We start from the raw sequence: 13,508 nt of genomic DNA, 5'->3' as shown, positions 1-13,508 counted from the left end.
AAAAGACGATAGAGTTTAACAGAAGCTGAAAACCCGGGCATGACGTTCCGTTTAGCTGCGCAAGCTGTTCAGCGTTTGTAAAAACAGATCTCCGTATTTTTCCAGCTTTGCAGCGCCCACACCGCTAACGTCGGCAAGCTCCTCCAGAGTGGCTGGCCGGCGCTCCAGCATGTCGAACAGCGTGGTGTCGTGAAAAATAACGTAGGGCGGCACGCCCTGCTTATCGGCCAACTGTTTACGGCATGCGCGCAGCGCTTCCCAACCGTCGTGATCGGTAATCTGCTCCCGCACCGATGCAGCGGATCTGGAGCTGCCTTTCGCTGAGCTTTTTGGCGGCTCCGGATCTTTGCGTAATTGAACGCTGGCTTCGCCTTTCAACAGGGGGCGGCACTGTTCGGTCAGTTGCAAAGCACCGTAACCGTCTGGATCTGCTCTCAGATAGCCGTTTGCCACCAGTTGGCGAAACACCGATTTCCACTCGTTGGCGGTTAAGTCTTTGCCGATTCCGTAAGTGGATACCTGCTGGTGACCCATTTGAACGAGGCGATCGTTTTCAGATCCGCGCAGCACATCAATCAGGTAGGTCACACCAAAACGCTGACCGGTGCGGAATACGCAAGACAGAGCTTTTTGTACGGTAACTGTGCCATCCCAGGTCTCCGGCGGTGTCAGGCAGGTATCGCAATTGCCGCAGGGTTGGTCCAGTTCGTCGCCGAAGTAGTTCAGCAGTACCTTGCGCCTGCAACCGGTAACCTCACAAAGGCCCAGCATGGCGTCAAGCTTTTGTCGCTCAACCCGTTTGAAGTGATCGTTACCCTGCGATGTTTCCAGCATTTGCCGCAGTTTGATAACATCCTGCAAACCGTAAACCATCCATGCGGTAGAAGGTTTGCCGTCGCGGCCAGCACGGCCTGTTTCCTGATAATAAGCCTCAAGGCTTTTGGGCAAATCCAGGTGGGCAACAAAGCGCACATCGGGTTTGTCTATGCCCATACCAAACGCGATGGTAGCCACAATAATAACGCTGTCTTCACGCAGGAAACGATCCTGGTTTGATGCTCGCTCATCCGTGGCCAAGCCAGCGTGATAGGGAAGAGCGTTGTAACCTTTGCCTTGCAACAGCTTTGCGGTGGCGTCTACTTTTTTGCGCGAAAGGCAGTAAACGATGCCGCAATCGCCTTCATGTTCCGTCTTGATAAAGTCCAGTAACTGTTTGTTAGCATTGATTTTTGGCGTAATTCTGTACTGAATATTAGGGCGATCAAAACCGCTGATAAAATGCCGAGCTTGGGTTAACGACAGGCGCTCGGCAATCTCTTTGCGGGTGCGCTCATCGGCGGTGGCAGTCAAAGCGATACGTGGTATGTTCGGAAAAGTTTGCGCCAACATGCTCAGCTGCAAGTAATCCGAACGAAAGTCGTGACCCCATTGGGAAACACAATGAGCCTCGTCGATTGCAAACAGAGCGATGGAGGTATTGTGTAACAGTTCTATAGTGCGGGGCTGAATCAGCCGTTCCGGGGCGCAATACAGCAAATCCAGCTCACCTGACATCAGAGCGTATTCAGTCGCTCTGGCTTGCTCGAAGTCCATGGTGGAATTCAAAAAAGCGGCTCTAACTCCCAGTTCTTTCAGGGCAGTTACTTGGTCTTGCATCAGAGCTATCAACGGCGACACCACGATGCCGGTGCCCGGGCGTACCAGGGCCGGAACCTGATAACACAGGGATTTACCGCCGCCGGTGGGCATAAGCACCAGTGCGTCGCCACCGGCGCACAGTTCTTTTACTATGTCCTCCTGTAACGGGCGGAAGCTGTCATAGCCAAACACTTCATGCAACACCTGTTCGGGAGTCTGCACGGCTGTGGGCCGTTCGCTTGAGAGCTGATCGAAGTCCTGATGGGAGTACATAATGAGCCGGTTTACCCGCAAGCAGCCTGAATGAAGCAGCGCCGACAGAGCGGCACTGTGTATTTCTGCGGCAGAATCATAGCAGATTTCAGGGTGGGTGTTTTGCCCAGTGGGATTATCAATATAAGCCTGAGCGCTGTTGTTATACGTCAGCGTCGTCATTTAAGAGCAAAGGAGCAGCGGAAATTCGTGCAGCTTCATTAACGTTTAAGGAAAATTGGCTTTTAAAACGATACAATAGCGTTAAAAATTTATTGCCTCTGCAAAAGCGTGATTCTTACCGAGGCTCGCGGCTCTCGACTAACACAAGGTTTTACTATTAATGCAGAAATTTGATGCCATCCGTCCTTACTCGGACGAGGAGACTTCCGCCGTAATACAACGATTAGTACATGATCGGGAATTTCTGAACTTGATTGGCCGCATCAAATCGCCTGGAGCTGCACGCTGGGCGCCGGCGATGCTGCGGGGAATTGTGAGTTATTGGTTGCGCCGCCGTTTTGGTGGTTTCACCCGTATAGACGATTTGCAAGCATCGTTGTCGGGCTACGTTGGTGAACTGGTTGGAAATACCACCACTCGGGTTACCGAGAGCGGGTTACAGAATTTGAAGCAGGAATCTACCCACCTGTTCATCTGCAATCATCGCGACATTGTTTTTGACCCAATGATTGTAAATTTTTTGTTGTATAACCAAGGGCTAAAAACCACTCGCATCGCCATTGGTGACAATTTGCTCGAAAATCGCGTCTTTGCTGAAATGATGCGATTAAACAAGAGCTTTGTAGTGCGGCGCAGCATGACCAGCCCACGGGAAATACGTGACGCCTACCTTATGCTGTCCGATTTTATCAATCACAGCATCGAGACCCACAACGGGGTGTGGATTGCGCAACGTGAAGGGCGGGCCAAAGACGGTATAGACCGCACAGATCCCGCTATTGTGAAGATGTTCCACATGAGCCCGAAAAAATCCGGACTGGATTTCCAAACGGCGATAAACCGGCTGAGTATTGTGCCAGTATCGATTGCTTATGAATTTGACCCCTGTGATCTGGATAAAGCCAATGAGCTGGAAACCCGGGCCCGCACCGGTGCTTACCTGAAAGCAGAAGGCGAAGATACCAGCCAGATTATGCGCGGACTAACCGGCTTTAAAGGCCACGTGCACGTGCACTTCGGCGCACCCATCGAAGACGCAGAAGCCGACCCAAAAGCCTTGACGGCGCGAATTGACCGGGAAATTCACAGCCATTACCACTTGCACCCCTCCAATCTGGTGGCGTATCAGATGCGTGAAGTTGCTGCGGGCAGGGGGCCAGTAGAGGCCGGACTGTTTGCTTCGCTGGCTGCAGCCGCAAGTTGCACACGCCAGGCTTTGGAAGCGGCTGAGAAAGAGTTACAAAAACGCCTCAATGCGTGTGACGCAGCAGCGCGGCCTTACCTGCTGGACATGTACGCTAACCCGGTAACGAGTGCGTTGAATGCTCTGAATACAGCAGACGCCAGTGCTTGATAGAAGACTAAAACTTGATTAAGGGTGACTGACTTGCCGCGCTGAAATGCGGCAAGTCTAACTGCGCCAGAAAGCTGGTGACAGTACCACTACTACGCTTAATATTTCCAAACGCCCCATCAGCATGCCCACGCCCAACATCCATTTAGCGGCATCTGGCAGCGGCCCAAAATTTCCGGCAGGGCCAATGATGTCACCCAAGCCCGGGCCAACGTTGGTTAGAGCCGTCAATGCGCCGGACAAAGAAGTGATGAAATCCAGCTGCATAGCGGCCAGCGACACCGTCAAAACCAGCAGGCACAGTAAGAAGATGAAGGTATAGGCGATCATCGAGGAAATGATATCGTCGCTAACCGCGCGACCGTTGTAATTGCGGGTTAGCACCGCCCGTGGATGAAGCAGGCGCATCAAATTCTCACGGAGAACAATGACTGACAATTGGAAGCGGAATATCTTCATGCCGCCAGCGGTGGAGCCGGAACAGCCGCCTACAAACATCAAAAAGAAAAAAACCACGAAAGCCAGCGGTCCCCACGCAGTATAGTCTTCCGACGCGTAACCAGTGGTAGTAACAACAGAGGTAACGTTAAACAGCGTGGATATGTAATTGCTAACCGGATCGAAGGGAACAGCAGAAACCGCCCAGCGATACAGCGTTAAGAGCGCGGGCACAATCAGCAGGAGAGTCAAAAACAACCGCACCTGCTGGTCACGAAACAATACGCCGCGCTGACCGTGCAACTCCCGCACAAACAAAAAGAACGGAATACTGCCCAAAATCATGAAGAGTGTGGTTTCCAGCAGTATCACGTCGTTGAACTTGCCCATGGACAAATCCGAGGTAGAAAAACCGCCGGTCGAAATGCTGCTCAGGCCGTGGTTGAAGGCATCAAACAATGTCATGCCTGATACCCAATACGTCATCACAGCCAACACGGAGAAGCTCAGGTAAACCCCTAAAAGTCCGCGACTCAGGGTTTTCATCCGGGGCAGTGCTTTGTCGGTCCACTCGGACGACTCGGTAGCAAACAGGCGCATGCCGCCGACTCGTAGAAACGGCAATACAGCAACGAACATGCCGATAATGCCAATACCACCAATCCAGTGCAAAAGAGAGCGCCAGATCAGCAAATCGCGGTCCATGGAGTCCAGGCCGCTGAATACCGTTGCGCCTGTGGTGGTGATACCTGATGCGCTCTCAAAAAATGCGTTCGCCGCCGATATATTATTGTCACTAAGGTAAAATGGCAGAGCCGAAAAAATGGCAATGAAGAACCAACTCGACACTGTGAGCACGAACATGAAACGCGGTTTCAAGTCTCTGGACCGGCGATAGGTTGCGAGTATACCCAGCATCCCCAATACGCACACAATGCCCGCTGATTCCATAAACGCAGCGCTGTTAGGAGCGTCAGAACCCATTAGAATAAGTGGCGGTAAGATCATGAAAATACTCAAAAGTATAAACATGACGCTAATGATAAATACAACGGGTGTGAGGTTTCTCAAACGGTGCTCGAATCGAGGTTATACAAAGACGGCCAAGGATACTCCCGAGGTGCCAGCTGCGCAACTTGGCGGGCCGCGAGCGGGGCTGAACAAGGCCCTGATTACCGGTCAATTACATCGCCGTAAAAGCATGGCCAGGTGCTTTTATCATTCTTTATCGGAGGTTATCTTGGGCACCTTTTACTGCTTGTACACATTATTTCTCTTAAAACAGGACGCATTATGATTCACGCACGTTTCTTGCTCATCACGGCGATTGTCACTGCGCTTTCTTGGGCTCCTCTGGCCAGTGCCCAAGACAAACGCGATGACAGTGATAAACGCCCCGGCGAAACTCTTGGATTTGTGGAATGGGTGGTAATGCAAGACACCGGAGTGCGGCTAAAGGCGAGGCTGGATACGGGCGCCAAAACGTCATCGCTGCACGCAGTGAATGTTGAAGAATTCGACAAAGGCGATGACCGCTGGGTTAACTTTCAGTTGCCCTTGGGCGACCACGAAGACCAGCCCAGCGATGGGAAGATAAGCCATGACGACGTGGTGCTGGAATTTGAACTGCCGGTGGAGCGGGTAGTGCTAGTCAAGCGTAAGGGAGCACCATCGCAGCGGCGCTATGTGGTGAACATGGACTTCTGCGTGTCGGGCGAAGTGCATACAACCCAGTTTTCATTGGCCGACCGCGCAAGATTTTCCTACCCGGTACTGTTGGGCCGTCGTTTTATGAGCGACGACAACATTCTGGTGGACTCCGCCAACGGCTTTATTGCTGTTAAACAATGTGAGTTTCTCAGCCTCGAGAAAATTGCTGAAAACAATAAGACTCAATCGTAAACCTGCACCGCGATGGTTGCTGCTAAACGTAGCCATCACGCTTAACGGCATTAGTTAGGATTGTAGATAAATGGGCAACAAATCACTCACTCTCTCATAGTGCCCGCGGTCTTTGAGGCGCTGCCGACCGCTTCGCGTTTGCACATCGTAGTTTTTCAGAGCCCCGAGTTTAATCGGCCTGCTAGGATTCAGGATCAGAATAGGCGTATGGGCTTCGCGCATGTAGGTTTCTGCCGGTTCGCCATCAATCGCGTGATAGCGAAGATTTGCCAACGGGCGAACACGAAGTACGCGGCGTGACCGCAGTTGTGCGGATGCTGGCAATGAGCGAATGGACATGATTTCTCGATCAATCTTGATGTCCCAGGGAACGTCGTCAATCGTTGAGCGCGGGCGCTGCCGGAATGATTCCAGCCTTTCGCACACCTGATCCGCAGTCATCTTTTTAATCTCTGTTTTTATGCCCCAGGTAAAGGTGCAAGACTGCAGTGGGGGAGAGCAGGGTAACACCTGCAAACGTCGGGTCAGTTGGGCCAGAATCAGCCAAGGATAATGCCTGTGCAGCAGTTCGAAACGATCATCCCGGTTGCCAAGGCCTGGGATTAGAGACTCTATAGCGGCCTTGCTGCGATTGATTTCAGCGATTCGATCCAGAACCTGACTTTCGTCGACGTTGGCTAACACCAACGCACCGGGAACCCTGTTGACAACTTTGGTGCTGTATTGTGGATCGCCGTACCAATCAGTCAGGGCATGAAGAGCTGCATTAAAGGCTTCTGTTCCTAAAAGAGCAGTGGGCTTTATATCGGTAACAGGCTGGCTCTCGTTTTCACGAACAGTGCGCGGGATTTGATAGACGCGGCACTGAATCGGGGTAGCGTGTGCCAGCAAGAGTTTGGTGTCAGCACAGAAGTGTTCCAGACTTTCAACCGTCTGGACAATTTTTTGAATGGTTTCCAGTTGCAAAGGAGAATAAGCCATTTGAACTCCGTGTCTCGTTAAAACTATACCAACATGCAAAAATACTACGACATTATGGAGCGTCTGGAACAATTTTTCACACCTAAAATAAGGTGATATCCGAACGGTTCTACCTTAGTCAAACCGCTTTTAATGCGCAGGCGATATCTTGATCCGCCAGATTGCGCAAATTCCTTTCGATTAAACACGGTTTCGTGCTTAAAACAGGCTAGAATATTCGCCGGAAATTTACTGATCAGGCATTAAAGCGAGGAGAAAGACGGTGGCTGCGACAGAGCAAAATTATGGGCTGGAAAGCATTATTCTGCACCACTCATTTACCCAGGTGAAGGGCCGGACCATTCGCATCGACTGCCGCGAGCGCACCCATGTCGGCGGCGTTAACGGCGCCGGAAAAACTTCGATTCTGTCACTGATTCCGGCGTTTTACGGCGAAGAACCCGAACGCATTGTCAGCAAGGGTTCCGGTCGCCTGTCGTTTCTGGACTATTACTTGCCGAGCCTGCAAAGCCTGGTGATTTTCGAGTACAGCCGCCACCGCGGTACCTGTTGCTCCGTCATGTTTCGGCACCACTCAGGCAAACTGTGCTACCGCTTCGTGGAAGGCTCCGCTGCTGACACTTTCTTTGCGCCAGAAGTCATTGAACTGTTAAAAGCTGGCGCCACTGCCGACGCCGTTTTTGAAAAGCTTCGCGATTTAAAGTGCAATGTGTCTCGAATAATCGACACCATCACCAACTACCGCGCCATTATCCAGCGCAACCCCCGCCTATTGAAACGTTCCGCCGCCGATGCCCGCAAACTTCGCGGCCTTGCAGCGGACTTCGGCCTGGGCAGCGCCGACACGCACATGAGCCATATTGAACGCCTGACCCATGTGGTGCTGAATAAGAACCGCTTGATGTCCAGCTTTAAGGCGATGATTTGCGAAACCCAGTTCGAGAATATTCACATCCATAGTCGGCCCAAAACCATCGATGAAAGCGGCCTGGTGAGTGACATTCGCAGCATCAAGGCCTTTGAAAAAGAAGAAGCTAAAATTCGCGAGTGCCTACAGCAAGAAAATGAGCGCCAGGCGATTCTGGCTGCCAGCCGGCGCACTGTCGCCAGCCTGACGGCGACAGTCGACGAGGCTAATGACAGTAAAGCCGACATTGCCCGCGACATTGCCAAACTGAAAGAACGTATTAACGAGGAAAGCGAACAGCAGCGCCAGGCCGACGACGAGATTGCGGGGGTTCTGGCGGATAAAACCTACGAATTGAAAGTGAAAGAAGGTGACCTTGACGGCATCTATAAAAAGCGTGAGTACTACGATACCGAAAGAGCGCCTGAGCTGAGCCAGGATCTGCAGAATATTGGCGAATACCGCCGACAAAAAGCCGATGCTGATTCGGATCTGACTGGCCTGACCAGCAAAGTGACTCAGGTAGAAAGCGAGTTCAGGCACGAGATCAGCGAACTGAAAAGTGCATTTTCCCGCGAGCAGGGCGATCGCGAACGGAAGGTCAGCGACGCGGAGACCGCCCGCAAAGACGCGGCTTACCAACATGACAAAGCCATCGGCGCTCTGGATCACGAAAAAACCCGTGAAATAGGCCAGCAGCGCGAAGAGCGCAGTCAGGAACGTTCCGCCATTCAAAGCCAGTTGGCCCGCGCCGAAACCCTGCGCGATAACCAAAGCTATAACGATGACGAAACCGGCCAGATAGCCGCTGCCGAAGCGGCCGTGCAAAATGCCGAAGAACAGGCGCAGCATGTTTCTGGCGAGCTGATCGACGCCAACCGTAAAAAAGACCAGGCCCGCGAAGACCGCGATACCGGCCAGAAACACCTTCTCCACGCTCAAGAGCAGATCGATACGTTAACGGCGGCGTTTGAAGATTTACAGCAGCAGATTTCGCCAGACAGCGACACCTGGCTCTGGGCTTTGCGCAAACAAGATCCGGAATGGGCCCAAGGCCTGGCAAAAGTCATTCATCCCGACCTGCTGATGCGAACCGACCTCAACCCGTTAATGCACAGCACCGCGGCGGCTAACCGCCGACAAGTCATGGGTTGGGTGCTGAACACCGATGCGATATCCGCCCCGGAATTTGCGGCCTCGGAAGAAGAGCTGCAAGCGCGCCTGCGCGACATTGATCAAAAACGCCAAGCGGCCCGCAAAACCCGTGATGACACAGAAAAAGCCGCGCGTAATCGCAACGAGGCCTACCAGTCCCGATGTTCCGCTGTAGAACACATGAACACCGAGAAAAAGCTTACCGATGACTCGCTCACTCGGCAGCGTGAGTACCTGAAGGCCATGCGGGAACAAATTCGCCAGGCGCTGAATGAACGTAAGCGAGCCCAAGGCGCGAAAGTGACCGAACTGCAGAGCCTCCTGGAGCAGTTCAACAAAGACAGTGAAATGGGCGAAACCGCCACCATCAGCCAGTTTGCCAAACGCTTAATGGATTTGCGCGGCCAGTGGGCCGAGCGCGAATCCCAGCTGCAGCTAAACATCGACCACGCCCAACAGCTGGTTCAGCAAGCCCGAAGCGAACACGTACAACGCCTGGAACTGAAACAAACGGCGTTTAACCAGAAATTAGAAGATGAAGGCATAGATCCGAAAGTGGTGCAGCAGACACGTGCCAAGGCTGAAAGCCTGAAAAGCCGGGTGCACGAAATTGAGCAAGCAGAGCCTTTGGTGCGCGAATACAAAAACTGGATCGACAAGGACTGGTCACGTAAAGACGGCCTGACCGGGGACTGCAATCTGCTGGAAAAACAGGTCGCAGACATAAAAACCCGGCGCGGCGAACGTCAGCGCAAGCACCAGGAAAGTGTTAAACAGGTGAATGTAAACATCACTCAGCATCAGCAGAAAATCGGCGTGCTGGGCAAACAGATCGAGGAAGCCGAAGGCATCCTGAAGAAGTTCGACGTCGCCCCCGATGACATGGCGATGCCGGGCAACATGGTTAATCTGACCGGCGAACTGCAGGATGCCTACGAGCGTCTGGACAAACTGCGCCGCGAGGTGATGGCTACCTTCAAACGCGCGCTCACAGTACTGAACCAGTACAACGGCACCCAAATCCAGAGCGCGTGGCAAAAGCTGAGTGAATTCCGCAGGCAGCGGCTGACAGACCCGGCCCAGGAATACGATGAAGCTTTCCAGCTCATGCAAGTGCAAGACTTGCGCTCACTGCTGGACACCGACATTCCGCAGCTGCGCTCTACCTTGGTGGATCAGTTTACCTCTGAAGCTAACACCTTGTGCCGTTACTTCGACAGCCTGGAAACCATGGCCCGGGAAGTGAAAGCCGTGTCCCGCACTCTGCGCCAGAAAATCAACACCGATCAGCGCATTGAATCCCTAAGCGATATTCAAGTGGTGCTAAGGCCGCGAATTGAAGACGATGAAAGCTGGCAGCCCCTGAAGAGTTTTGTGGTGCAGTGGCGCGACTGGCACGCAGTGCACCGCCGCGAAATGCCTGATGACAGCATCACCATGGCGTTCCAGCTGGTCAGCGACACTTTGAAATCGGCCAGTCTGGGCGAAAGCGTGGAATCCATGGTGGATATGCACCTGACCATGAAAGAAAACGGCCGTGAAGCGGTAATCCGTAACGACAACGACTTCCTGACCGCCAGTTCTCAAGGCCTGACGTATCTGGCCATTATGGCGGTGTTCATGGGTCTGACCCGCTACCTGTGCCCGGACAAAAACACACGCATTACCTGGCCCATCGATGAGTTGGGCACCCTCAGCCCCAACAACATTGCACGCATGGCGGAAATGCTGGAACACAACAACCTGACCATGATTTCGGCGTGTCCGAAACTGGACCGGCCGCTGCGCAAGTTCTTCGAAAACAAAATCAGCCTTCAGCACGGCCGCGTACACAACTTTGAAAGCGCCACACCGGGTGCGCCAAAAAGAGATTTGCTAGCGAGTGTGACCCGCCCACGCCCAGAGGCCGATTTACCAGACGATCTGTTTACCAGCGCCACCGAAGGAGGCAACCATGCAAACTAACCCACTGTTCGAACGCACGGTAAGCGCCTTACTGGCCGGTGAAATTATCTGCGAATACAGTCACGATGAATTGTATAACTATTTACTGACGCAACCGGTGCAGCAAAAAGTTTCGGATTTCCTACAACAGATGAACCGAACCCTGCGCCAAACCAGCAGCCACGATGCCTGGCTATGTTCTTATCAGGATCTGTCACGCCCCGACGCCAAAGACGCCGTGCGCCAGCAATTTCGAGAGGTAGCCAACCACCTGGAAGCCCTGGTGCAGTTTCTACGGCTGGTGATGATGGTGGAAGCCGCACAACGCCCCATTTCCGCCGGCGAACACCTGCGTGAAGGCAAATTGCTGGAACGCATTTCCACCGCGCCGTCGCTGGAAGCCAAACTGCGTTCGCTGTGTGAAAAAGACCTGTTCCGCACCAAGCGCAGCGACAGCGCGGGCCAATTGCGAGTGGTACTGGAGAACCTTACCAAAGCCGGCTACCTGAAACCCATCGGCACCAGCGGCAGCGTGTTTCTGGCGACGGCAAAGTGGAGTTGGTTGTACGACGTGATGACCTTCATTCAAACCCACGAAGGCATCCGCGAAGACAGCGCCGAAGACGACCCGCAGCTGAGGATTGTCTGATGGCCAGAACCCACGATGCGCAATCCACCCTGCGGGCGCTGGCCACCTACGGTGACGTGATTCTGGAAGCCCATCTAAACCGTGGCAACCGGATTGCCCTGAACGACGACAACGTTGGCGTACTGGAAACCCTGGAACACCACCGCCTGGTGTGGCGCCTGGGGGACACCGAAGACCTGCAGCTGAAAAATGTTCTGGTGCGATTGCTAGACCACATCACCGAATCGGAACGCCGGCGTTTTGCCAGCGCCCAGGTTGACCGCCTTTGGAGCGACCTGAATCGACTGTTTGTGGATTATCGCGAAGCCAAAAAACGCGCAGCGTTTACGGACAAATCGCGAATTGAGAGTGAAATCAAAGAATGCCTTTCAGAAATCATTGAAGACATCCGCAACGCCACCGATACCTTCTCGTCTTACATCAGCAGCGGTTTCAGCTACATCACCGATATGGATCTACGAATTCGCAAGAACCACGAAGTGATTGAGCGAGCAGGGCAACTAAACAGCCTGTTTGAAAGCTTTAACACCCAGGACCTAGCCGATCAGGCCGGCAACGATCCGTTCCTGAAACGGTTGCTGCTGAAATATCTGCCGGCTGCGCTGGAACAAGGCCAGAAAAACCTCAGTTATGCCCTCAACCAGCTGCGCCTGACGCTGGTGCGCCTGCGCGAAGATCAGCGCCTGAGTAAATTGGTCGGTGGCTTTGAAAGCTATTTTGCTAACAATCGCGGTTACATCCCATCGATTGATGATCTGGACCTAAGCCACTGCCCGGCGCCGCTGAACAATGTCGTGTCCTTCGCGATCGTCGCTCGTGGTGATATTTATGACCCGGCAGATGACGAAGACCTGATTACTCTGGCGCAAACCGCCCGCACCTTGGGCGCCGACCAGCAAGGCACTGAACCTGCAGCTGCTCTGCAACCCGTCGAGTTTGACGTTGACGGAGCTTCTGACCCCGAAGAAGAAGATCCGGTGGATGAGCTGATTGAACAGCTGGTGCAGTTCGTGGTGGATGGTGATATTGGCGATGGCGAAATTGATGCCCTAGAGGCCCTCAGCGCCAGCGGTCTGGCATTGGATGCAGCCACCTGGCTGTCCACGCTGGAAGCACAGATTGACTCGCTGGCGCCTAACGACCAGAGCCAGATAACGGTGGAATATAAAAGCCAGCTGGATCCGCTTTATAAAGACAACCTCTACATAACCGGCATGACTTTGCGAAGAAGCAATGAAAGCCGAATTTAAGGCCATTACCAAGCTGCTGCAGGGAGGGAAACGAGAAATCGCCCGCAGCAGTAGCGTCTGGAAAAGAATTCACGAGGAAACCGGATTAGGCGCCGTTCGTGGCAATAAATTCCTGTTCTCGGAGGACGAACTGGACAAGTTGCGTCAGTTTGGCCGGGCCCTGACCGGCGGTGAGCTGGACCCTCTGTTTTACCAGCCTGCTGGCCCGCGTATGGACATGGCGGAGCTTCACAGCAATGAAAAATTCACCAGCCAGTCGGTATTCGGCAGCCTGCTACTGCTGGCAACCGCCGGTAACGCCAGTGTGTTCATTAACGGCCAACCAAGCGCCACACAACCAGGCTCCGTACTCGCCGTGAAGCCGAGTGCTGTCAACCGCGAGGCGCTGACCCAACAAAACCTGATCGTGATTGAAAACGGCTCGTTGATGCCAGACTGGCACCGCATTGTTCTGCCACCGGCGTGGCAGCACGCCGTATTGCTGTATCGCGGCCACGGCGAAAACGCCCGTGATGTTAACCAGCTGGCGCAGGCACAGCCGTCCGATAGACTGGCTTTATATTACGATTTTGACCCGGCGGGCATGGCGATGGCACTGAATTGGGGCAAGGGGAATATCCTGGTACCGCAAGACTGGCCGGGGCTGGATTGCAGCGCGGCAGGCGGCCTGAGTCAACGCGGCACCTATCGCCAACAACACGCAGCACTTAACATGGCGCAGGCCGCGGCCCGCACCGACCAGCAGCGCAGTATTATGGCCTTCATGGCTGATCATGAGTGTGCGATCATGCAGGAACATATTACTACGCGGGCTTTGCCCCTGGTTGCAATTACAGGTTCCAAATAAACGAGGTA

The 13,508-nt window shown here is 53.5% G+C and carries 9 protein-coding genes; 6 read left to right on the top strand and 3 right to left on the bottom strand.

The features are described 5' to 3' along the window. Positions 1-51: 51 nt before the first annotated feature. Complete coding sequence (gene recQ / locus MIH19_RS10885; RefSeq protein ID WP_249008988.1) at positions 52-1,911, bottom strand: DNA helicase RecQ; 1,860 nt, start codon at positions 1,909-1,911, stop codon at positions 52-54. Between the two features lie 322 nt (positions 1,912-2,233). Here recQ and MIH19_RS10880 point away from each other — a divergent pair, with 322 nt between their 5' ends. Then, a complete protein-coding gene (locus tag MIH19_RS10880) occupies positions 2,234-3,427 on the top strand; it encodes a 1-acyl-sn-glycerol-3-phosphate acyltransferase (RefSeq protein WP_249008869.1) in 1,194 nt (397 codons plus the stop codon). 57 nt (positions 3,428-3,484) lie between these two features. On the opposite strand, the gene MIH19_RS10875 is transcribed toward MIH19_RS10880, so the two are convergent. After that, positions 3,485-4,897, bottom strand: coding sequence for a TrkH family potassium uptake protein (locus tag MIH19_RS10875; RefSeq protein WP_249008868.1), 1,413 nt, complete (start codon positions 4,895-4,897; stop codon positions 3,485-3,487). A 261-nt stretch (positions 4,898-5,158) separates the two neighbouring features. Here MIH19_RS10875 and MIH19_RS10870 point away from each other — a divergent pair, with 261 nt between their 5' ends. Beyond that, positions 5,159-5,767: a RimK/LysX family protein gene (locus tag MIH19_RS10870; RefSeq protein ID WP_249008867.1), complete on the top strand. Its 609-nt coding sequence runs from the start codon at positions 5,159-5,161 to the stop codon at positions 5,765-5,767. Between the two features lie 54 nt (positions 5,768-5,821). On the opposite strand, the gene MIH19_RS10865 is transcribed toward MIH19_RS10870, so the two are convergent. Further along, complete coding sequence (locus MIH19_RS10865; RefSeq protein WP_249008866.1) at positions 5,822-6,748, bottom strand: DNA replication terminus site-binding protein; 927 nt, start codon at positions 6,746-6,748, stop codon at positions 5,822-5,824. Positions 6,749-7,010: 262 nt separating this feature from the next. Between MIH19_RS10865 and MIH19_RS10860 the strand changes: the two genes are divergently transcribed. From MIH19_RS10860 to MIH19_RS10845, 4 genes are read left to right on the top strand one after another with little or no spacing between them, the layout of a single operon-like run. Continuing rightward, a complete protein-coding gene (locus tag MIH19_RS10860) occupies positions 7,011-10,775 on the top strand; it encodes an ATP-binding protein (RefSeq protein WP_249008865.1) in 3,765 nt (1,254 codons plus the stop codon). Further along, positions 10,765-11,403 (top strand): hypothetical protein, encoded by a 639-nt coding sequence (locus MIH19_RS10855; RefSeq protein WP_098418495.1) that lies wholly within the window; start codon positions 10,765-10,767, stop codon positions 11,401-11,403. The genes MIH19_RS10860 and MIH19_RS10855 overlap by 11 nt, the downstream gene beginning before the upstream one ends. Next, positions 11,403-12,653 carry a hypothetical protein gene (locus tag MIH19_RS10850; RefSeq protein WP_249008864.1) on the top strand — a complete coding sequence of 417 codons (1,251 nt, stop codon included), beginning with the start codon at positions 11,403-11,405 and terminating at the stop codon, positions 12,651-12,653. The genes MIH19_RS10855 and MIH19_RS10850 overlap by 1 nt, the downstream gene beginning before the upstream one ends. Then, entirely contained in the window at positions 12,637-13,500 is an 864-nt protein-coding gene (locus tag MIH19_RS10845; protein ID WP_249008863.1) for a hypothetical protein, read from the top strand. Before MIH19_RS10850 ends, MIH19_RS10845 begins: the two co-directional genes overlap by 17 nt. Positions 13,501-13,508 lie beyond the last annotated feature (8 nt).

It is taken from the genome of Marinobacter sp. M1C (assembly GCF_023314135.1).
Lineage (GTDB): Bacteria > Pseudomonadota > Gammaproteobacteria > Pseudomonadales > Oleiphilaceae > Marinobacter.
Note: the sequence above shows the minus strand (reverse complement) of the source record. Positions and strands in the feature narration are given on the sequence as shown.